Here is a 20870-nt window from a genome sequence, read left to right on the forward strand (position 1 = left end):
CCTTAAATTTCGTGCCTTTCAGGTGGATCATGACCGCCCGCTTGTCAACCCGCGGCATCCATCACTTTGTTTGACGTCTCTTAGTGACCACCACCGGAAATGCCGTCCGCATAGCGCGCCAGGTTGGAGAGCGCCAGCACCACGAGGAGAAGCACCGGCAGCGCCATGAAAACGACGGAGAAGCCGACATGCTCGGCCACGAAGCCGATCGCCGACGGCGCCACCAGCATGCCGGAATAGCCCATGGTGGTGACGACCGAGATACCGATACCTGCCTTCAGATGTGGAATATTGCCCGCTGCCGAGAAAGCGATCGGCACCATGTTGGAGATACCGATGCCGCAGAAGGCAAAGCCAAGGATGGCGATCTCCGCATTCGGCGCGAAACCTGCGAGAAGCATGCCCGCGATGGCGAACAGCGTGCAGATCCTGAGCGTCATGACGCCGCCCAGGCGATCACGAACGAGGTCGCCGGCAAAGCGCATCGCCGCCATCGTCAGCGAGAAGGCAGCGAAGCCGAAGCCCGAGAGCGCAACCGAAGCACCGAGTTCTTCGCGGAGATAAAGCGCGCCCCAGTCGAGAACCGCGCCTTCCGGCATCATCGAAAACAGCGCGACGAGACCGAGCAGCCAGGGCAGCGGCACCATCGGCAGCCGCGTTTTCTCTTTCTTCGTATCGGGATGCGGCTGGTCGGCAAGGATCATGTTCCAGGCAACCGCAAGCGTGATGGCCGCGAGAGCCGTCGCGACGATGGCATGTGCAAACACGCCGAAATGCGCGATCAGCAGCCCACCGAGGCCGGCGCCGATCAACCCGCCGAGGCTCCAGAAGGCATGACAGGACGACATAATCGCCCGCCGCATCGACTGCTCGACGGCGACCGCATTGGCATTCATGGCAACATCCATGGCCCCCATGAAGCCGCCGAACAGGAAGATCGCGATTGCCGCCATCACAATATTGGGCGCCAGCGTCAGCGCCAGCAGGCCGGGCAGCAGGCACACGGCCATGGCAAGCGATACGACCCGCGATCCATGCCGCGCGATCTGTGCGCCGGCAATCGGCATCAGCGTCAGCGAGCCGATCCCAAGCACCAGGATCATCAGCCCGAGGTGGAACTTGCTGAGCTCCAGTCGTTCGGCGAATTCGGGGATCTTCGGCGCCCAGGAACCAACGGTGAAGCCGTTGATCAGGAACAGCAGCGACACCGCCGTCCTGTTCTTGGTGACGTAGCCGCTTCTGACCGGAAGCGCTGTGTTGACGTGATTATCCATGTCTCTTCCCATTATGCACTGGCGCCGGCACTCCTCGTCCGGCGCATCATTGAACGATATTTATTCGTTTTCGCCGGCAACCAGCGTCTTGCATCCAAGATCGCGGTAGCGCGCCAGCATCTGAGGATCGGCATCGCGCTCAACCACGAGGCAGCCGCAATCGGCGGCCGAGAGCACGCCATGCGGCGCGGCCGTGCCGAACTTGTCGGAGGTGACGGCGACAAGTACCTGCCGGCTCTTGGTCGCGACGAAGCGCTTGAACTCCGCATCCTCGAAACCGAAGACGGTGACGCCGGCCGCGATATCGACGCCGCAGGCGCCGAGAATGCAGAGGTCGGGCGACAGCGGCTCCATGTCGCGCATCGCCTTTGCCCCCAGCGCGCCGCCCACCTGCCGGTCGATCAATCCGCCGATCAGGATGACGTTGACGAGCGGCTTGTCGATCAGCGCCGCGGCGATCGACGGCGCATTGGTCACCGCCGTCAGCGGCAGATCCATCGGCAATGCCATGGCTATCGCCAGGTTCGTGCTGCCCGCATCGAAGAACACGGTCATATCGGCCGCGATCTGCGAAACGGCGGCCGCCGCCAGCGCCTGCTTGCGGTCGCGCGCGATGCCAGCGCGGTGATTGAGGCTGCCGCCGGCAGGCGAAACCGGCAGCGCGCCGCCATAGACCCGCTCGCAGAGCCCCGCCGCCGCCATCTCGCGCAGGTCGCGGCGCACCGTATCCTCGGAGACACCGAATTCCGCCGCGAGCTCGGCGGCAAGCACGCGCCCATGGGTCTGCAGCTTGCGCGAAATGACGCTCTTGCGCTCCTGCAGCAGAAGTTCGTTCGTGTTCATGCCGGATTTAGCCTGACCAATCTCAAATCGATTGAATCATGCATAAACCGATACAAACGTGCAAACAAGCGGGAGCAAACAAATCATCGCCTCACATTGTGAAACACTGAACACCAAAACCGTGATAAATGAGAAAAATATTCGCAATTGCCGATTTTCTTCGCAGTTTTTGACGCATCGCGGCATCGGCTTTTCTGCGATTTTTCAGCCATCGAACACACTGGTGAATTGGACAGACACATGAACCTCCTGAAGACCCTCGCCACCGCAGCCCTGATCCAGGCCGCCGCCCTGATGCCGGCACTGGCCGGCGAAAACCTCGCCGCCATCAAGCAGGCGGGCGTGCTGAAGATCGGCACCGAAGGCACCTACGCCCCGTTCACTTTCCATGATGCCAGCGGCAAGCTTGTCGGCTTCGACGTCGAGATCGGCGAAGCAGTCGCCACCAAGCTCGGCGTCAAGGCCGAGTTCGTCGAAGGCAAGTGGGACGGCCTGATCGCCGGCATCGACGCCAAGCGCTACGACACCGTCATCAACCAGGTCGGCATCACCGATGCACGCAAGCAAAAGTATGACTTCTCCGAGCCCTACATCGCCTCCAAGGCCGTGCTCATCGTTCGCGACGGCGACGACAGCATCAAGACCTTCGCTGATCTCAAGGGCAAGAAGTCGGCGCAGTCACTGACCAGCAACTTCGGCAAGCTCGCCGAACAGTCCGGCGCCGAACTCGTCGGCACCGACGGCTTCGACCAGTCGATCCAGCTGGTGCTCACCAAGCGCGCCGACGCCACCATCAACGACAGCCTGTCCTTCCTCGATTTCAAGAAGCACAAGCCCGACGCCCCGGTAAAGATCGCCGCGCAGGAAGAAAATGCCGACCACTCCGGCATCATCATCCGCAAGGGCGAACCGGAACTGCTGGAAGCGATCAACAAGGCGCTCGTCGATATCAAGGCCGACGGCACCTACAAGACGATCTCCGACAAGTATTTCGGCCAGGACGTCTCGAAGTAAGTCTGAAGCACAGCGCAGATATCCTCCCAACCCCTCCCCGCAAGGCGGAGGGGCTTTTTATTGGGCGCTTTCCGACTAAATCCGACATGAGCGCCAATGCGTACGTTCTGCACGCATAGTGCCACCTCTTAGCCCCTCCCCCTTGTGGGGAGGGGTTGGGGAGGGGTATTCCACGTAAAAACCTATAAACCCCGCGAAAGGGAACGCCCGTGCCGCACTGGCTTCAATTGATGGCGGATTCGCTCGTGCCCCTGTTGTGGGCCGGGCTGGTCTTCACCATTCCGCTGACATTGCTGTCCTTCACCTTCGGGCTCGTACTCGGCCTGATCACCGCGATCGCCCGGCTCTTTGGCGCAGCCCCCTTCGTGGCGATCGCCCGCTTCTACGTCTGGGTGATCCGCGGCACGCCGCTTCTGGTACAGCTCTTCGTCATCTTCTACGGCCTGCCCAGCATCGGCATCCTGCTCGACGCCTTCCCGGCAGCCCTGATCGGCTTCACGCTCAACATCGGCGCCTACAGCTCCGAGATCATCCGCGCCGTCATCTCCTCCGTGCCCAAGGGCCAGTGGGAGGCCGCCTATTCGATCGGCATGAGCTGGCGCCAGGCGATGAGCCGGACGATCCTGCCGCAGGCCGGTCGCGTTGCCGTGCCGCCGCTGTCGAACACCTTCATTTCGCTGGTCAAGGATACGTCGCTCGCCGCCGCCATCACCGTGCCGGAGCTCTTCCAGGCCGCCCAGCGCATCGTCGCCACCACCTATGAACCGCTGATCCTCTATATAGAGGCAGCCCTCATCTATCTCGCCCTGAGCTCCGTTCTCTCGGCCCTGCAGGTCAGGCTGGAGCGCCGCTTCGCCCGCTATGGCGGCATGCTGGAGGCAAACGCATGATTGAGCTCTCGAATATTGAAAAGCGCTTCGGCGACGCCGTTATCCTGAAGGACATCAGCATCCGCATTCCCGAAGGCAGCGTTACCGCGCTCGTCGGCCCCTCGGGCGGCGGCAAGAGCACGCTCCTGCGCTGCATCAACCTCCTGGAGATCCCGACCGCAGGCACCATCCGCCTCGGCGAGGAAACCCTGACCTTCAAGCCCGGCCAGAAGACCAGCTGGCAGGCGATCCAGAAGATCCGCCGTCAGACCGGCATGGTTTTCCAGAATTTCCAGCTCTTCCCGCACCAGACGGCGATCGAAAACGTCATGGAAAGCCTGGTGACCGTGCTGAAATGGCCGAAGGAAAAGGCCCGCAACCGCGCCATGGAACTCCTGACCAAGGTCGGCATGGCCCACAAGGCCGATGCCTGGCCCTCGACGCTGTCGGGCGGCCAGCAGCAGCGCGTGGCGATCGCCCGCGCGCTGGCCCCTTCGCCCCGCGTCCTTCTCTGCGACGAGCCGACATCGGCGCTCGACCCGGAACTCTCCGCCGAAGTCGTCGACGTCCTCGGCCGCCTCGCCAGCGAGGGCACGACCATGGTCATGGCGACCCACGACCTGAGGCTCGCCTCGAAGATCGCCAACGACGTCGTCTTCCTGGAAGCGGGCAGCGTGGTCGAGACCGGCAGCGCGAAGAACATCTTCACCGCCCCGGAACGCGAACGCACCAAGCGCTTCATCTCGACGATCAACGCCGCGCATACCTACGATATTTGAGGGATAATTACGAGATCACGGGGCAAAGTCAGGATTACGGCGGAGCGGATGGCCGCAGCCGCAACTCATTGAAACGCGAGTCAAAAACCCGCTCGGCGTCATCCTCGGGCTTGTCCCGAGGATCTAAGCACGCCTCCCGGAGTTCAACGGTGCGGACATTCGCGACGGATCAGCACGCGCCGTCGAGTCGACAAAAACACGCGCCAAGTGTCCATGCACGTCAAGCAAGTTGGACCGTTGGCAGATCCTCGGGACGAGCCCGAGGATGACGGCAGAGTAAGTGGCCGCGTCCGTAACCTATTGAAACGACACGGTACGCCGCCAAGAACGCCACACAGCGGATAGCCCGACCGGGCGCCGCATGACACGACGCCCGCCAGCATCACTTACCCTGCATAAGTGACCAGCAGGTCCTTGGCATCGATCTGGTCGCCGGCCTTGACGAGAACTTCGGCGATCGTGCCGTCCTTCTCGGCGTGGATCGCCGTTTCCATCTTCATGGCTTCGATCGACACCAGCACGTCACCGGCGCTGACCGTCTGGCCGGCCGAGACGAAGGCGCGGGAGATTACGCCAGGCATCGGCGCGCCGACATGGGCCGCATTGCCCGGCTCAGCCTTGCGGCGGGCAGCAGCTCCGGTGGCACCATGGGCGCGATCCGGAACCTTGATGCGGCGCGGCTGGCCGTTGAGCTCGAAGAACACGGTGACCATGCCCTGGCTGTCGGTGCCGCTCATCGCCTGGTTGACGATGACGAGCGTCTTGCCCTTCTCGATATCGGCAAACAGCTCCTCGCCGTCGCCAAGACCGTAGAAATAGGCAGGCGTCGGCAGAACCGAGACCGGGCCGTAGGTGTCGGATGCCAGAGCGAAGTCGGTGAAGACCTTCGGATACATGAGATAAGAGGCAAACTCGAAGTCGTTGACCTCGCGCTCCAGCTTGGTTTCGATCGTCTTGCGTTCGGCATCGAGATCAGCATCCTCAAGCAGCGAGCCGGGACGCACCGTATAGGGCGCATCGCCCTTCAGCGCCTTCTTCTGCAGCGCTGCCGGCCAGCCAGACGGCGGCTGACCGAGATCGCCCTTCAGCATCGAGACGACGGATTCAGGGAAGGACACTTCCTTGTCTACGCTGACGACGTCGGCGACGCTCAGATCTTGGCTCACCATCATCAGCGCCATGTCGCCGACCACCTTGGAGGACGGCGTCACCTTGACGATATCGCCGAACATCTGGTTGGCGTCGGCATAGGCCTGCGCCACCTGATGCCAGCGGGTCTCGAGGCCGAGCGAGCGGGCCTGTTCCTTGAGATTGGTGAACTGGCCGCCCGGCATTTCGTGCAAGTAGACTTCCGACGCCGGTCCCTTGAGATCGCTCTCGAAGGCCGCGTACTGGTGGCGCACCGCTTCCCAGTAGAACGAGATGCGGCGGATCCATTCCGGATCGAGACCCGGATCGCGCTCCGAACCACGCAGCGCTTCGACGATCGAGCCCAAGCACGGCTGCGAGGTGTTGCCCGACAGCGCGTCCATGGCCGCATCGACGGCATCGACGCCGGCGTCGACGGCAGCCAGAACGGTCGCGGCCGCAATGCCCGAGGTGTCGTGCGTATGGAAGTGGATCGGCAGCGAGGTTGCCTCGCGCAGCGCCTTGAACAGCACCTTGGCAGCGGCCGGCTTCAACAGGCCCGCCATATCCTTCAGCGCGATGATATGCGCGCCGGCCTTTTCCAGCTGAACGGCGAGATCGGTGTAGTACTTCAGATCATACTTCGGACGTGCCGAGTTCAGGATATCGCCGGTATAGCAGATCGCAGCTTCGCAAAGCTTGTTCTCTTCCGCCACCGCATCCATCGACACGCGCATGTTCTCGACCCAGTTCAGGCAGTCGAAGACGCGGAATAGATCGATACCGCCGGCCGCAGCCTGGCGGACGAAGTATTTGACGACGTTATCAGGGTAGTTCTTGTAACCGACGCCGTTGGCGCCGCGCAGCAGCATCTGCAGCAGGAGGTTCGGTGCCGCCTCGCGCACCTGAGACAGGCGCTCCCACGGATCTTCCGTCAGGAAGCGCATGGAGACGTCGAAGGTGGCGCCGCCCCAGCACTCCAGCGAGAGCAGGTTCGGCAGTGCATGCGCATAGGTGCCGGCGATACGGGCGATGTCGTAGGTGCGCATGCGGGTCGCGAGCAGCGACTGATGGCCGTCGCGCATCGTCGTGTCGGTCATCAGCACGCGCTTTTCGTTGCGCATCCATTCGCCGAACTTCTTCGGACCAAGCGTGTCGAGCAGCTGCTTGGTGCCGTCCTTGATCGTCGTGCCGTTGGTGTAGGGCACGACGGGCTCGGCGGCATCCGCCGTCGGGCGCGGCCTATCCTTGGCCTCGGGGTGACCGTTGACGGTGACGTCGGCCAGATAGGTGAGCAGCTTCGTCGCGCGGTCCTGGCGCTTGACCTGCTGGAACAGCTCCGGCGTCGTGTCGATGAAGCGGGTAGTGTAGCTGTTATCCTTGAACTTCGGATGCGTGATGATCGCTTCCAGGAAGGTCAGGTTGGTGGCGACGCCGCGGATACGGAATTCGCGCAGCGCGCGGTCCATGCGCGAGATCGCTTCCGACGGGCTCGGCGCCCAGGCCGTGACCTTAACCAAGAGCGGATCGTAATAGCGGGTGATGATGGCGCCCGAATAGGACGTGCCGCCATCGAGACGAATGCCAAAGCCGGATGCCGAACGATAGGCGGTGATACGGCCGTAATCCGGGATGAAGTTGTGTTCCGGATCCTCGGTGGTGATGCGGCACTGCAGGGCATGGCCGTTGAGCTTGATATCGGCCTGTGCGGGCACGCCCGATTCCGGCGTGCCGATCGCGAAGCCGTCGAGGATGTGGATCTGCGCCTTGACGATATCGATGCCGGTGACGACTTCGGTCACCGTGTGTTCGACCTGGATGCGCGGATTGACTTCGATGAAGTAGAATTTGCCGGTATCGGCATCCATCAGATACTCGACGGTGCCGGCGCCGACATAGCCAGTGGCGCCCGCGATCTTCAGCGAATAGGCGGCCAGTTCCTGGCGCTGCGCTTCACTCAAATAAGGGGCTGGCGCGCGCTCTACGACCTTCTGGTTACGGCGCTGGATCGAGCAGTCGCGCTCGAAGAGATGCACGACATTGCCATGCGTATCGCCAAGGATCTGGCTTTCGACGTGACGGGCGCGCTCGACGAGCTTTTCGAGATAGACCTCATCCTTGCCGAAGGCGGCCATCGCCTCACGCTTGGCTTCGGTCACCTCGCGGGCAAGGTCCTTCGGATCGCGAATGGCGCGCATGCCGCGACCGCCACCGCCCCAGGATGCCTTAAGCATGACGGGATAGCCGATCTCGTCAGCCATCTTGGCAACAACGGCCATATCGTCAGGCAGTGGATCGGTGGCCGGAACGACGGGAACGCCGACCGAGATCGCGAGATTGCGGGCCGCCACCTTGTTGCCGAGCTGGCGCATCGTATCGCCGGTCGGGCCGATGAAGATGATGCCGGCCTTGTTACAGGCATCGACGAATTCGGGGCTCTCGGACAACAGGCCGTAGCCCGGATGGATCGCATCCGCTCCGGAGAGCTTGGCGACACGGATGACTTCGTCGATCGAAAGATAGCTCTCGATCGGGCCGAGGTCGCGCGCAAGATGCGGGCCGCGGCCGACCTGGTAACTCTCGTCCGCCTTGAAGCGATGCAGCGCCAGTTTGTCTTCCTCAGCCCATATCGCGACCGTTTTTATCCCGAGCTCGTTGGCAGCGCGAAACACGCGGATGGCAATTTCGGAACGGTTGGCGACAAGGATCTTGGAAATGGGCAAATGCAGTCTCCTCACGGCATAAAAACGGGCAATGCTGCACCCGCGAAAGGAGTCTTAACCCGCTGTCACGGAAAGTTCAATTTCCCACGACGACGCAAGATCGAATTTCTCTAAACTAGCTAGCTAATGAGCCCGTGGCGGAAAGCAACAGCCACGGCATGCTGGCGGTTCTTTGCCTTCAGCTTGTCCTGCAGACCGTTCATATACCAGTCGACGGTATGGTTGGAGATCTGCAACAGCTTGCCGATCTCGACCGACGTCAGTCCTTCCGCGAGATACTGAAGGATTTCCATTTCGCGCCGCGTAAGCCTTGTGTCGGCACCCGACAGATCGTCCGACACCGAACCGTCTTCGCCGCGCAGTTCGAGCAGGCGCCAGAATGCCCGCTTGGCGATCGCATCGAACAGCGTGATCTCGAGCGGAGACAAATCGACAGGTTTGCCGCCGACACTCAGATAGCCGAGCACACCGCTTCTCCCATGGATCGGAAACATGTAGCCGTCCTTCAGGCCATAGCCCCAGGCAGCGGACATCACCTGTTCCATCCGCCGATAGTGCGGATCCTTGCGGAATGCCGCGAGACTATCTTTCCAGCGAAACGGCTGTTGCGCGAAGGCGAGATAACGGATTGTCGGATCGTTCAGCATATATTTCTTGCCGACGTAGATCTGCGGCCATCCCTCGGGCCATTCGCCGGCGAGCGCCGCCCCTGTCAGGTCCTCGCTGTGTTTGGGGTAGCGAAGCAACCCATGAAACTCGAAGCCATAAGACAGGACGACATGCTTCAACTCATCGACCACCGCTTCCGGTTTCCGGCACTCTTCAAGAACGACAAGTAATTGAATTAATGAATGAATATTCACTAAAATGCCCCCATCCCATCACAGGCTTTTAAGTGAAGCCGCTGCGACAGGATTTGCCCCGATAGCGAACGGTTATCGATGCAATTGAAATTAGAGTTCAGAATATCGTTTATGGTTGTGCCAGTTTGACGCGACAACGCAAGGGTTAAATGCCGCCCCTTTTCATTTCACTAAGAAATTTTACCACATCTGGCAGTCGCTCATGAAAGCGGGCATCGGCGCGACGGCGAAATTCCAACAATGAATGCCTTGTTAATCGCCAGTTCAGATAGGTTTTTGTAGCATCGCAACATCCGCTATTTCGCAGATGCACAAAGAGGAATTCGCCGTGTCGCTTTTCAAGGTCTATGCAAGAGCTTTGCGCTATCTTGGCGCCTATAAGTTCCGCGTATCCCTGGTCGTTATCGCGAACATCGTGCTCGCAGCGATCACCATCGCCGAGCCGATCCTTTTCGGCCGCATTATAGATGCAATTTCCGGCAAAGGCGAGGTCAAGCCGATCTTGTTCATGTGGGCCGGTTTCGCCGTCTTCAACACGATCGCCTTCGTCCTGGTCGCCCGCGAGGCTGACCGGCTGGCGCATGGCCGCCGCGCAACGCTTCTGACGGAAGCTTTCGGCCGCATCATCTCCATGCCGCTCTCCTGGCACCATCAGCGTGGCACGTCCAATGCCCTGCATACGCTGCTGCGCGCCTGTGAGACGCTGTTCGGCCTCTGGCTCGAATTCATGCGCAATCACCTTGCGACCGCCGTTGCCATCGCCATCCTCATCCCGACGGCGATCTCGATGGACGTCCGTCTGTCCGGCGTGCTTGTCGTGCTCGGTATCGCCTACTGGCTGATCGGCCGTCTCGTCATGAGCCGCACGAAGGATGGCCAGGCTTCGGTCGAAAACCACTACCACACGGTTTTCTCGCATGTCAGCGACTCGATCAGCAACGTCTCGGTGCTGCACAGCTACAACCGTATCGAAGCCGAAACCAAGGCTCTGAAGTCCTTCACCGAACGCCTGCTGCAGGCCCAGTACCCGGTTCTCGATTGGTGGGCGCTGGCCGGCGCGATGAACCGCATGGCTTCGACGATCGCCATGATGATCATTCTCGTCATTGGTACCGTCATGGTCCAGGCCGGCGAGCTGCGCATCGGTGACGTCATCGCCTTCATCGGCTTTGCCAACCTTCTGATCTCTCGTCTCGACCAGATGCGCCAGTTCGCCTCGCAGATCTTCGAGGCCCGTTCCAAGCTCGAGGACTTCTATGCTCTCGAAGACTCGGTCCGTGATCGCGAAGAGCCTGCCGGCAACGCCGACATCACCGACGTGAAGGGCGAAGTCGAGTTCCGCAACGTGTCGTTCCGCTTCGGCAACACGGCACAGGGCCTGCACAACGTGTCCTTCACCGCCAAGGCTGGCCAGACGGTTGCGATCGTCGGCCCGACCGGCTCGGGCAAGACCACGATGATCAACCTGCTGCAGCGCGTCTACGACCCCGACAGCGGCCAGATCCTCGTCGACGGCCACGATACGACGAAGATCACCCGCAAGTCGCTGCGTCGGTATATCGCCACTGTGTTCCAGGATGCAGGCCTGCTCAACCGCTCGATCAGCGACAACATTCGCCTCGGCCGGGAGAACGCTTCGGATGAAGACATGCGCCGTGCAGCTGAAGCCGCCGCTGCCGCCGACTTCATCGAGACCCGCGAAGACCAGTACGACACCCATGTCGGCGAACGCGGCAACAGGCTTTCGGGTGGCGAGCGCCAACGTGTGGCCATCGCCCGCGCCATCCTCAAGGATGCGCCGATCCTGGTGCTGGACGAGGCGACCAGTGCGCTCGACGTCGAAACGGAGAACCGCGTGAAGGCTGCGATCGACAATCTTCGTCAGAACCGCACCACCTTCATCATCGCCCACCGTCTGTCGACGGTTCGCGAAGCCGACAAGGTTCTCTTCCTCGACAACGGCCGCGTCGTCGAAGAAGGCAGCTTCGACGAGCTCAGCCAGAGCAACGGTCGCTTCGCCGCACTGCTCCGCGCCAGCGGTATCCTGACGGACGAGGAAGTCCGCAAGGCACACACGACGGAAGCCGCCTAAGACAGGCACTTCACGAAAACGATCGAAGCCGGATGGTCCGCCATCCGGCTTTTTTCGTGCCTGAACCTGAGCTGCTGCGGCCCGGCCTGACTGCAAAGCCTTAGACTAAAGTCATAATCCCAAAGCCGCTCTCCGTAAGCGTGGTATTTTCTGGCACACTTTCCTCGGGCGAACCGCGACCAGGGGTATGCTTTGAGGAGAGTATGGTCGCGCGCCGCATTTCACATCATTCTGTGGAGGACAGAACATGGCAAATGTCGCAAGCGTCGGGGGCGCGAAAGCCGGACCGATGACATCGGAGGAGAAGAAGGTCATCTTCGCCTCCTCGCTTGGCACCGTATTCGAGTGGTACGACTTCTATCTCTATGGCTCGCTCGCCACCTATATCGGCGCGACCTACTTCACCCAATATCCAGAAGCCACCCGTAACATCTTCACGCTGCTGGCCTTTGCTGCCGGCTTCCTGGTACGCCCATTCGGCGCGCTCGTCTTCGGCCGACTCGGCGATCTCGTCGGGCGTAAATACACCTTCCTGGTGACGATCCTGATCATGGGTCTCTCGACCTTCCTGGTCGGTATCCTTCCCGGTGCCGCCACCATCGGCATCGCCGCGCCGATCATCCTGATCGCACTTCGCCTGCTGCAGGGCCTGGCGCTCGGCGGTGAATATGGCGGGGCAGCCACCTACGTGGCCGAGCACGCGCCGAATGGCCGCCGCGGCTACTTCACCTCATGGATCCAGACCACCGCGACGCTCGGCCTCTTCCTGTCGCTGATCGTCATCGTCGGTGTCCAGTTCATCATGGGCAAGGAAGCCTTCGCCGCCTGGGGCTGGCGCATTCCGTTCCTGGTCTCGGTCGTCCTTCTCGGCGTCTCCGTCTGGATCCGCGTGCGGATGAACGAATCACCCGCCTTCCAGAAAATGAAGGCGGAAGGCAAGGGCTCCAAGGCGCCGCTGACGGAAGCATTCGGTCAGTGGAAAAACGCCAAGATCGCCCTCATCGCCCTGCTCGGCGCCACCATGGGCCAGGCGGTCGTCTGGTACGGCGGTCAGTTCTACTCGCTGTTCTTCCTGCAGAACGTTCTGAAGGTCGACCTGCAGGCAGCCAATATCATGGTCGCCGTGGCCCTCATTCTCGCCACGCCGTTCTTCGTCATCTTCGGCGGCCTGTCGGACAGGATCGGCCGCAAGCCGATCATCATGGCTGGCCTGTTGATTGCGGCAGTCACCTACAATCCGCTGTTCAAGGCCCTCACCTGGACCGCCAACCCGGCGCTTGCCGAAGCCCAGGCCTCGGTCCGGGCAACGGTGACGGCCGATCCGACGGACTGCAAGTTCCAGTTCAACCCGACCGGCACATCGAAGTTCACCAGTTCCTGCGACGTGGCGACAGCCTTCCTGACCAAGAACTCGGTGCCTTATGATGTCGTCCCCGGCCCTGCCGGCCAGCCAGCGACTGTGAAGATCGGTGACGAAACCATCACCAGCTTTGACGCAGTCGCTGCCGGCGACAAAGCCAAGGGCCTTACTGCGGCCTTCGAGAAGAGCATCAACATCGCGCTCCACGACGGTGGCTATCCACTGAACCGCGGCGCCATCAAGGTGCCGGACGCGAAGCTCGATGCTTTCATCGCCGCCAATCCGGAACTTGCGCTGAACGCCGATGCGATCCGCGCAGGGGCCAAGGAGACGATGCCGGCCGACAAGCTGGTGGCGGCCAAGCTGCTGACGGCGGATGAAGCCAATGGCGTCACCGACATGGCGGTCTACAATATCGCCGGCGGCGGCACCTTCGCCATGGCGGCTGATCCCGCTCGCGTCAACTGGATCGGCACGATTGCCATCCTGTTCGTGCTGGTTCTCTATGTGACGATGGTCTACGGCCCGATCGCTGCATTGCTGGTCGAACTATTCCCGACCCGCATCCGCTACACCGGCATGTCGCTGCCCTATCACATAGGCAACGGCTGGTTCGGCGGCCTGCTGCCGGCAACGGCGTTCGCGATGAGTGCCGCCACCGGCGACATCTACTTCGGCCTCTGGTACCCGATCATCTTCGCTGCGATCACGCTTGTGATCGGCCTGATTTTCCTGCCGGAGACCAAGAACCGCGATATCCACGCAATGGATTGACCATCCCGGAGACGAGAGACAAGGCCCGGCGCTCCAAAGGCGCCGGGTTTTCTATGGCCGGAAACAGCCGCTTCGGCTGTGGCCAGCCGCCGACGCTTGGGCGAAACAGAAGATTATGGCGCGCGTAGACGATGGCCACCATCATCGAGAACCACCCGCCGAGCGCCAGACCGGCGATCACGTCGCTCGGATAATGCGCACTCACCATGACCCGCGTCATGCCGAACCACAGCGCACAAGCCGCGAAAGCAATGCGATAGCGCGGGAAAAGCAGCGCGAAGGCGGCGAAGAAGGCGCCGATCGTCGTTGCGTGGCCTGATGGGAAGCTTTCGAAGGAATGACCGGAGAAGGACGAAAACGAGAAGATGCCGTAGTCCTGGAAATGTTCCGGCCGGGCCCGCCCGATCAGCCGTTTCAGGAGATTGGCGACCAGTCCCGACAACGCGATCGAGGTTAAGAGATAGCAGCCGATCCAGCTGACCCTGAGCGCCTGCAGGCGGTGACGCACGCTGGTGGCGGTGCGCGACGATGCCCAGCCCTGGAACAGAAGGAAGGCGCTGACGATGATGATCCAGTCGGACTTGCCGAAATCGGTCAACATCAGGCCGACCCTGCGAATGGTTGGCGGCACGTGATCGCCGCCGACAGGACCATCGAACAATAGGAGCGAGAGGATCACGGCGTTGACCGTGACGAACAGACAGGACTGCCAACGCAGATGCGGCATGCCGTGACGACAGCGGAGCCTGCGTTTCTCAAGCGAAGAGAGAAAGGATTTCATGTCTGTCGGCGGTCCTGGTCAGGGGTTGTCGATCAACCACCGAGACCTAGCAGAAGCAGACTACAGAATTTTTACGGAGGCGCTTACAACAAGCGGCTGAGCCGCGGTATCGGCCACCCGCCATCGCGCCCGATCGAGAACACCAGACCGAAGCGTGCAAACAGGATGGACGTGGCAAAAGCGATCCACGCGCCAAGCGCCAGCCCCGCCGTAACGTCACTGGGATAATGCACGCCGATGATGATACGGGTGGCGCCCAGCCACAGACCAATGGCCACGAAGCCAAGGCGAAAGCGGGGAAAGAGCAGCGCCAACGCCATGAACAGCGCCCCGATATTCGCCGAATGCCCGGAGGGAAAACTCTGGTGCAGAAAATCCATGTTGAACGGCGCGAAACTGAAGATACCCTCCTGATCATAGATCAGCGGTCGCGCGCGCCCGATCGCAAACTTCAGGGAGTTGGCGATAATGGCGGTGAACAGGACGGATAGCGCTACATAGGCAGTCATCTGCCCGAAATAGATCATCCGGAACCGCTCGCGCACTTTCCACAAGCGCCGTCGGACCAGATAGGCGGTCGCAACAACGGTTGTCAGACCGGCGAGAATCCAGGCAAGCCTGCCGATGTCGGTGATATCACCGGCAAGCGTGACCAGCGGCTGCGCCAGTTCCTTGGCCGCAATACCGAGCGGGCGATCGAACACGAAAAAGGCGATGGCCACGGCGTTGATCGCGGAAAAGGCAAACCCCTTCCAGGGAACCCGGCGATGGATCGTACGGCGCGCCTGGTAGCGCTTCTTCAGATAGCCCCAGAAACCCGGCCTTCGATCGCTCTCGCTCATTCCACTCCCGCTCTTTTCTCAATGCAGGAGTGAGATAGGGGCGGCGATAGGCACCTTCAATGCAAAGACCCTCCGCATCGTGAGATGCGAAGGGTCTGAAAGATGTTTCACGTGAAATATCAGGCAGAAAGCGCCTTGAACTCGGCGAGGATCGCTTCGCCCATCTCGACCGTGCCGACCTTCTTGGCGCCGTCGGCCATGATATCGGCCGTGCGGATGCCCTTGTCGAGCACGTTGGCAATCGCCTTTTCGAGATTGTCGGCTTCCTTGACCATGGCGAAGGAGTAGCGCAGGCACATGGCGAACGAGGCGATCATCGCGATCGGGTTGGCAATGCCCTTGCCGGCGATATCGGGGGCCGAACCATGCACCGGCTCGTAAAGCGCCTTGCGCTTGCCGGTCTTGCCGTCAGGCGCGCCAAGCGAAGCCGACGGCAGCATGCCGAGCGAGCCCGTCAGCATGGCGGCAACGTCGGACAGCATGTCGCCGAACAGGTTGTCGGTGACGATGACGTCGAACTGCTTCGGCGCGCGCACCAGCTGCATGCCGCCGGCATCCGCCAGCATGTGCTCGAGCTTGACGTCGGAATACTTGTCCTTGTGCGTCGCGGTGACGACCTGGTTCCACAACACGCCCGACTTCATGACGTTGCGCTTTTCCATCGAGCACACACGGTTCTGGCGCGTGCGGGCCATTTCGAAGGCCACGGCTGAGATGCGCTCGATCTCGTAGGTGTCGTAGACCTGCGTGTCGATGGCGCGCTTCTGGCCATTGCCGAGATCGGTGATCGTCTTCGGCTCGCCGAAATAGACGCCACCCGTCAGTTCGCGGATGATCAGGATATCGAGGCCTTCGACCAGCTCCGGCTTCAGCGAGGAAGCGGCAGCGAGCGCCGGGTAGCAGATGGCAGGACGGAGGTTCGCGAACAGCTCGAGATCCTTGCGCAGGCGCAGCAGGCCGGCTTCCGGGCGCACCTCATAGGGAACGTCGTCCCACTTCGGACCGCCGACGGCGCCGAAGAGAACCGCATCGGCGGCAAGCGCCTTCTGCATGTCGGCTTCAGAGATCGCTGCGCCATGCGCGTCATAGGCGCTGCCACCGACCAGACCTTCGTCGGTGACGAAGCCGGCGGACATTTCCTCGTTCATGTAAGCGATGATCTTGCGGACCTCGCCCATGGCCTCGGGACCAATGCCGTCACCCGGCAGCAGGAAAAGATTGCGCGTCGTCATGGAAACCTCCGGGAAAAACAAGTTGCGGCTTATTATCCCTCGGCAGAAGGCATTTCAAGCGACCAAGAGGCCGTTTCGGTACGGTTGGCGCCAGAGTTGAAGATCAGTTGAACGATCGGTTGACCCCTCGATTTGCATCGGCAACAAGAAGGGCATCGTGACCATGACCCGGAAAACGCCCATGCCCGCCGCACCGCTCCATCTCGACACGCCGCTCTTTCAGACATCCGCCGACTATAGCGCTGCAAACAGGCCGCTCTGGCTGAAGCTGGACGCGCTGCAGCCGGCGGGAAGCTTCAAGCTGCGCGGCGTCGGCAGGTTGTGCCAGCATGAGGTGGAAAACGGCGCCAAGGAAATCTTCTGCGCCTCCGGCGGCAATGCCGGCATCGCCGCTGCCTATGCCGGCCGTGCGCTCGGCATACCTGTCACCATCGTCGTGCCGGAAACGACCTCCGAGGACGTCCGCCGCTCGATCGCAGCCACCGGTGCCGCCGTCCTAGTCCATGGTTCCGTCTTTGACGAGGCCAATGCCCATGCGGTCAATCTCGCCGCAGAGCGCAAGGCCGCCTATGTGCACCCGTTCGACCATCCGTTGCTCTGGGAAGGCCACGGCACGCTGATTGACGAAGTGGTGGCCAAGGGCGCCGAATTCGACTGCGTGATTGCCAGCGTTGGCGGCGGCGGCCTGCTTGCCGGCATCGTCGCCGGCCTAAAGCGCAACGGCCTCGATAATGTGCCCGTCATCGCCGTCGAGACAGAAGGGGCCGCATCCTTCAACGCCAGCCTGGCCGCCGGCGAACGCATCACCCTGCCCGCCATCACCTCGATCGCCACCTCGCTCGGCGCCCGCCAGGTCGCCCAGCATGTCTTCGACCTTCCCAGGCATCATCCGATCGAGAGCGTGACGGTGACCGACGCCGAAGCCGTCGCCGCCTGCCTGAAATTCGCCGACGCCTATCGCATCCTCGTCGAACCCGCCTGTGGCGCCGCTCTTGCCGTCGCCGACTGCCACCCCGACCTCCTCGCCCGCTTCAAGAACCCACTGATCGAGGTCTGCGGCGGCATCGGTGTGTCGCTGGAGAAGCTCAAGATGTGGAGAGAGCGGCTGCTCTGAAGCGACCGAGCCGATCAGGCGTTACCGTCGATAGCTTTATGTTGCGCCAAGGGGTGTCCATGTCGCCGCTCCGCGGCAACAACAATTGCCCGCGCTTTCTCAAGCACCTCATCCAGATCGGTGCTCTCGCCGCGATCGAGCTCGGCGAGCCCCTGAGCGATGTCGTCGAACGCCTCCACGAGCTCGGTCGGCGATGACACCTGTGATTTATCTTGGTCCGACATGCCAGGCTAATCCCGCAATTGAGCGAGAGGCAATGTAGCCCAGCCTATCGCGGCGTCAAAGCACCGAAACAGCGCTACCGTGCAGCCAAAGAAAAAGCCGGCGGGAGAGAACCCGCCGGCTTGATCATGCAATCCTGTCGAGGCGCTTAGGCGGCCCAGGGATGGGAAGCGGCGTTGGCCTTTTCGAACTGGTCGATTTCCTTGCCCTTTTCCATCGTCAGGCCGATATCGTCGAGACCATTCAGCATGCAGTGACGCTTGAAGGCATCGAGATCGAACTTGATGGAGCCGCCATCAGGGCCGGTGATTTCCATGTTTTCCAGGTCGACCGTCAGGATGGCATTGGAGCCGCGCGAGGCATCGTCCAGCAGCTTTTCCAGATTTTCCGGGCTGACCTTGATCGGCAGGATGCCGTTCTTGAAACAGTTGTTGTAGAAAATGTCGGCGAAGCTGGTGGAGATCACGCAGCGGATGCCGAAATCGAGCAGCGCCCACGGAGCGTGCTCACGCGAGGAGCCGCAGCCGAAATTGTCGCCGGCGACGAGGATCTTAGCGTTCTGGTAGGCCGGCTTGTTGAGAACGAAATCCTCGTTCGGCGTGCCGTCTTCATTGTAGCGGGCTTCCGCGAAGAGACCCTTGCCGAGGCCAGTGCGCTTGATCGTCTTCAGGTAATCCTTCGGGATGATCATGTCGGTGTCGATGTTGACAACCGGCAGAGGGGCGGCGACGCCCGTCAGCTTGGTGAATTTTTCCATGGCCTGGCCTCCAGTTCGGCAGAGATAGTGTGTTGATCAGCGTTTAGTCCAGTTTCCCGGCAAAATGAAGGGGAATCTGCAGCCCCGGCCAGCGCCCCGAAGACCCGGCCGGCCGGGCGCGACTGATCTAGCCGGCCTTGGCGGGCTCGTTCATCGCCCAGGAGACGCCGAAGGGATCGCGTAGCTGACCATAGCGGTCACCCCAGAACATGCGCTCGACGGGCATGACCACCTCGACCCCGGCCTTCACCGCCCGATCCCACCACAGATCGATATCGTCGACGACGAGCTGCAGCGAGAAACCCTGGTGCGGCCGGAACGGATGACCGTGCTCGGGATAGGCGTCGCTCAGCATCAGTGAGCTGCCGTTGATGTAGAGATGCACATGCATCGTGCGCCCATTTTCATCGGGCGGTACGACGAATGCCTGCTCGGCGCCGAAAGCTTTGTTGTAGAATTCCGCCGCCTTCAACGCGCCGTCGACAGTGATGTAGGGGAGCAGCCCGTTCTTGACCGGCGGCATGGCCATCTGGCCGGTTTGCGTTTCGCTTTCCATGCAGTCCTCCATTGATGCCTGGCGTGATGCTTGTGCAGCCACAAGCCTTGCCGCATCTAGGACGCGCGAGCAAAACGCCAGCCGACAGACTGAATGAAATAAATTCGGGACGCCAGAAGCGATCGGAGAGGGGCGATCAGAGATCGATGATCGTGCCGCGACCGTCGTTCCAGATGCGCATGGGTTGACCATCGCGCGTCTTGGACTTCGCCCTTGCGCAGACGGGAGCCGCCTTCATCTTCAGCGAGAGAGCGCGGCCGACCATCAGCACCGTCAGAATGGCGCCAACGGCGAGCGTCACCGAAAAGGTGAAGAGCGCCAATGCTGCGAATGCGGTGATGCCTGCAAGCAAAAGGAAGACGGAACGAATATTCTGCATGGGTTTGAAACCTTTCTAGGAAAGGAATGTGGTCCTTCGTCTTGTCTTTTGCAAGATAAGCATGGCTTTTTGTTGTCTTGCCATCAGTCACAAAGCTTGACACACATTCGTGATGAGCCAGTCTCCTCTCACCCGTTCGATGAACCTGCGCCGCTCGGTGCTGAGCGTTCCCGCGATCAACCCTCGCGCGCTTGAAAAGACCCATCAGCTCGATTGCGATGCCGTGATCTTCGACCTTGAGGATTCCGTGGCGCCCGAGAAGAAGGCCGAAGCGCGCGATAACCTGGCCGCTTTCTTCCAGGGCAAGCCGCTCGAGGGCAAGGAACGCATCATCCGCATCAACGGCCTCGACACCAACTGGGGCCGAGCCGACATGGAACTCGTGAGCGCGCTTGAGCCGGATGCCGTCCTGCTGCCGAAGGTCAACGAACCGCAGGACGTCATGTTAGTCAGCGATCTTCTCGCGGATGCCGATGCGCCTGATGAAGTGCGGATCTGGGCGATGATCGAAACACCGCGCGGCATCCTCAATGCCGCGGCGATCGCCGAGGCCGGACGGACGGCAGGCTCAAGGCTCGATTGCTTCGTCGTCGGCCTCAACGACCTCAGAAAGGAAACAGGCGTGCTGCCGCAACCCGGCCGGCAGTATCTCGTGCCCTGGCTGATGCAGGTGATCCTCGCCGTGCGCGCTTACGGCCTCTGCGCGATCGACAGCGTCTTCAACGACTTCAAGGATATCGATGGCTTCGACACCGAATGCGCCGAGGCACGCGCCATGGGTTTCGATGGAAAGATGCTGATTCATCCCGCGCAGATCGAGCCCGCCAACCGGCATTTCGGCCCGGACGCATCCGCCATCGCAGAAGCCCAAGCGATCATGAAAGCTTTCGCCGACCCCGCCACGGATGGCCTCAACGTCATCAATGTCGGCGGACGCATGATCGAGCGGCTGCATCTTGTCCAGGCGGAAACTCTGGTTCATAAAGCCCGCCTGATTGCAGATCGCCAGAAGGCAAAAGGCCAGACGGCAAACTGAAAGACGATGTGATGAAGCTTTACCGCCTTCTGACCGGCCAGGACGACGCCGCCTTCTGCCACCGCGTAACCGATGCCCTCAACAAGGGCTGGTCGCTGAACGGCTCGCCGGCCATGACCTTCAACTCGCAGACCGGCCAGGTGATGTGCGCCCAGGCGATCGTCAAGCATGTCGAGGGCAAGGACTACCACCCCGACATGAAGCTCTCCGAGCAGTAAGAATTTCCGGCGAA

General features: G+C 61.4%; 18 protein-coding genes and 1 pseudogene. 8 read left to right on the forward strand and 11 right to left on the reverse strand.

The window, feature by feature from the left end:
- Positions 1-80: 80 nt before the first annotated feature.
- Both J5286_RS21075 and J5286_RS21080 read right to left on the reverse strand, forming a co-directional pair.
- Positions 81-1274: an MFS transporter gene (locus tag J5286_RS21075; protein ID WP_209191974.1), complete on the reverse strand. Its 1194-nt coding sequence runs from the start codon at positions 1272-1274 to the stop codon at positions 81-83.
- A 60-nt stretch (positions 1275-1334) separates the two neighbouring features.
- Positions 1335-2117, reverse strand: coding sequence for a DeoR/GlpR family DNA-binding transcription regulator (locus J5286_RS21080; RefSeq protein ID WP_209191975.1), 783 nt, complete (start codon positions 2115-2117; stop codon positions 1335-1337).
- A 240-nt stretch (positions 2118-2357) separates the two neighbouring features.
- Here J5286_RS21080 and J5286_RS21085 point away from each other — a divergent pair, with 240 nt between their 5' ends.
- From J5286_RS21085 to J5286_RS21095, 3 genes are all read left to right on the forward strand, one after another.
- The gene (locus J5286_RS21085; RefSeq protein ID WP_209191976.1) at positions 2358-3131 is read left to right on the forward strand and encodes an amino acid ABC transporter substrate-binding protein; all 774 of its coding nucleotides are present in this window, start codon (positions 2358-2360) and stop codon (positions 3129-3131) included.
- Between the two features lie 209 nt (positions 3132-3340).
- Positions 3341-4021 carry an ABC transporter permease subunit gene (locus J5286_RS21090; RefSeq protein WP_113009335.1) on the forward strand — a complete coding sequence of 227 codons (681 nt, stop codon included), beginning with the start codon at positions 3341-3343 and terminating at the stop codon, positions 4019-4021.
- Positions 4018-4779, forward strand: a complete 762-nt coding sequence (locus tag J5286_RS21095) for an amino acid ABC transporter ATP-binding protein (RefSeq protein WP_209191977.1) — start codon at positions 4018-4020, stop codon at positions 4777-4779. The genes J5286_RS21090 and J5286_RS21095 overlap by 4 nt, the downstream gene beginning before the upstream one ends.
- Before the next feature lie 386 nt (positions 4780-5165).
- On the opposite strand, the gene pyc is transcribed toward J5286_RS21095, so the two are convergent.
- Both pyc and J5286_RS21105 read right to left on the reverse strand, forming a co-directional pair.
- Positions 5166-8630 (reverse strand): pyruvate carboxylase, encoded by a 3465-nt coding sequence (gene pyc, locus J5286_RS21100; RefSeq protein WP_209191978.1) that lies wholly within the window; start codon positions 8628-8630, stop codon positions 5166-5168.
- 119 nt (positions 8631-8749) lie between these two features.
- Entirely contained in the window at positions 8750-9493 is a 744-nt protein-coding gene (locus J5286_RS21105) for a helix-turn-helix transcriptional regulator (protein WP_209191979.1), read from the reverse strand.
- Positions 9494-9821: 328 nt separating this feature from the next.
- Here J5286_RS21105 and J5286_RS21110 point away from each other — a divergent pair, with 328 nt between their 5' ends.
- Both J5286_RS21110 and J5286_RS21115 read left to right on the forward strand, forming a co-directional pair.
- On the forward strand, positions 9822-11585 hold the full coding sequence (locus tag J5286_RS21110) for a glucan ABC transporter ATP-binding protein/ permease (RefSeq protein WP_113009421.1): 1764 nt from the start codon (positions 9822-9824) through the stop codon (positions 11583-11585).
- Positions 11586-11832: 247 nt separating this feature from the next.
- On the forward strand, positions 11833-13719 hold the full coding sequence (locus tag J5286_RS21115) for an MFS transporter (protein ID WP_209191980.1): 1887 nt from the start codon (positions 11833-11835) through the stop codon (positions 13717-13719).
- 52 nt (positions 13720-13771) lie between these two features.
- On the opposite strand, the pseudogene J5286_RS21120 reads toward J5286_RS21115, so the two are convergent.
- From J5286_RS21120 to leuB, 3 genes and pseudogenes are all read right to left on the reverse strand, one after another.
- Positions 13772-14500: pseudogene (locus J5286_RS21120) on the reverse strand (phosphatase PAP2 family protein); the annotation flags it as partial.
- Positions 14501-14583: 83 nt separating this feature from the next.
- Entirely contained in the window at positions 14584-15342 is a 759-nt protein-coding gene (locus J5286_RS21125; protein ID WP_209191982.1) for a phosphatase PAP2 family protein, read from the reverse strand.
- Positions 15343-15461: 119 nt separating this feature from the next.
- Positions 15462-16574: a 3-isopropylmalate dehydrogenase gene (gene leuB, locus J5286_RS21130; protein WP_209191983.1), complete on the reverse strand. Its 1113-nt coding sequence runs from the start codon at positions 16572-16574 to the stop codon at positions 15462-15464.
- 181 nt (positions 16575-16755) lie between these two features.
- On the opposite strand from leuB, the gene J5286_RS21135 reads away from it, so the two are divergent.
- The gene (locus tag J5286_RS21135; protein WP_209191984.1) at positions 16756-17688 is read left to right on the forward strand and encodes a pyridoxal-phosphate dependent enzyme; all 933 of its coding nucleotides are present in this window, start codon (positions 16756-16758) and stop codon (positions 17686-17688) included.
- Positions 17689-17702: 14 nt separating this feature from the next.
- Here the strand turns inward: J5286_RS21135 and J5286_RS21140 are convergent, their stop codons facing one another.
- The 4 genes from J5286_RS21140 to J5286_RS21155 form a co-directional block, all read right to left on the reverse strand.
- Positions 17703-17912: a hypothetical protein gene (locus J5286_RS21140; RefSeq protein WP_209191985.1), complete on the reverse strand. Its 210-nt coding sequence runs from the start codon at positions 17910-17912 to the stop codon at positions 17703-17705.
- 146 nt (positions 17913-18058) lie between these two features.
- The gene (gene leuD / locus J5286_RS21145) at positions 18059-18667 is read right to left on the reverse strand and encodes a 3-isopropylmalate dehydratase small subunit (RefSeq protein WP_018901042.1); all 609 of its coding nucleotides are present in this window, start codon (positions 18665-18667) and stop codon (positions 18059-18061) included.
- A 127-nt stretch (positions 18668-18794) separates the two neighbouring features.
- Positions 18795-19223, reverse strand: coding sequence for a VOC family protein (locus J5286_RS21150; protein ID WP_018901043.1), 429 nt, complete (start codon positions 19221-19223; stop codon positions 18795-18797).
- A 136-nt stretch (positions 19224-19359) separates the two neighbouring features.
- The gene (locus tag J5286_RS21155) at positions 19360-19602 is read right to left on the reverse strand and encodes a hypothetical protein (protein WP_111562683.1); all 243 of its coding nucleotides are present in this window, start codon (positions 19600-19602) and stop codon (positions 19360-19362) included.
- A gap of 112 nt (positions 19603-19714) precedes the next feature.
- Between J5286_RS21155 and J5286_RS21160 the strand changes: the two genes are divergently transcribed.
- Both J5286_RS21160 and J5286_RS21165 read left to right on the forward strand, forming a co-directional pair.
- Positions 19715-20638 (forward strand): HpcH/HpaI aldolase/citrate lyase family protein, encoded by a 924-nt coding sequence (locus J5286_RS21160; protein WP_209191986.1) that lies wholly within the window; start codon positions 19715-19717, stop codon positions 20636-20638.
- 11 nt (positions 20639-20649) lie between these two features.
- Positions 20650-20856, forward strand: a complete 207-nt coding sequence (locus J5286_RS21165) for a DUF1737 domain-containing protein (protein ID WP_018901046.1) — start codon at positions 20650-20652, stop codon at positions 20854-20856.
- Positions 20857-20870: the final 14 nt, after the last annotated feature.

It is taken from the genome of Rhizobium sp. 16-488-2b, from assembly GCF_017741815.1.
Taxonomy (GTDB): domain Bacteria; phylum Pseudomonadota; class Alphaproteobacteria; order Rhizobiales; family Rhizobiaceae; genus Rhizobium.

Excerpts from the sequence above, each read along its gene's own strand:
- J5286_RS21075 (WP_209191974.1), bottom strand. The coding sequence starts at position 1,274 with ATGGATAATCACGTCAACACAGCGCTTCCGGTCAGAAGCGGCTACGTC.
- J5286_RS21080 (WP_209191975.1), bottom strand. The coding sequence starts at position 2,117 with ATGAACACGAACGAACTTCTGCTGCAGGAGCGCAAGAGCGTCATTTCG.
- J5286_RS21085 (WP_209191976.1), top strand. The coding sequence starts at position 2,358 with ATGAACCTCCTGAAGACCCTCGCCACCGCAGCCCTGATCCAGGCCGCC.
- J5286_RS21095 (WP_209191977.1), top strand. The coding sequence starts at position 4,018 with ATGATTGAGCTCTCGAATATTGAAAAGCGCTTCGGCGACGCCGTTATC.
- J5286_RS21115 (WP_209191980.1), top strand. The coding sequence starts at position 11,833 with ATGGCAAATGTCGCAAGCGTCGGGGGCGCGAAAGCCGGACCGATGACA.
- J5286_RS21125 (WP_209191982.1), bottom strand. The coding sequence starts at position 15,342 with ATGAGCGAGAGCGATCGAAGGCCGGGTTTCTGGGGCTATCTGAAGAAG.
- leuB (WP_209191983.1), bottom strand. The coding sequence starts at position 16,574 with ATGACGACGCGCAATCTTTTCCTGCTGCCGGGTGACGGCATTGGTCCC.
- J5286_RS21135 (WP_209191984.1), top strand. The coding sequence starts at position 16,756 with ATGCCCGCCGCACCGCTCCATCTCGACACGCCGCTCTTTCAGACATCC.
- J5286_RS21140 (WP_209191985.1), bottom strand. The coding sequence starts at position 17,912 with ATGTCGGACCAAGATAAATCACAGGTGTCATCGCCGACCGAGCTCGTG.
- leuD (WP_018901042.1), bottom strand. The coding sequence starts at position 18,667 with ATGGAAAAATTCACCAAGCTGACGGGCGTCGCCGCCCCTCTGCCGGTT.
- J5286_RS21150 (WP_018901043.1), bottom strand. The coding sequence starts at position 19,223 with ATGGAAAGCGAAACGCAAACCGGCCAGATGGCCATGCCGCCGGTCAAG.
- J5286_RS21155 (WP_111562683.1), bottom strand. The coding sequence starts at position 19,602 with ATGCAGAATATTCGTTCCGTCTTCCTTTTGCTTGCAGGCATCACCGCA.
- J5286_RS21160 (WP_209191986.1), top strand. The coding sequence starts at position 19,715 with ATGAGCCAGTCTCCTCTCACCCGTTCGATGAACCTGCGCCGCTCGGTG.
- J5286_RS21165 (WP_018901046.1), top strand. The coding sequence starts at position 20,650 with ATGAAGCTTTACCGCCTTCTGACCGGCCAGGACGACGCCGCCTTCTGC.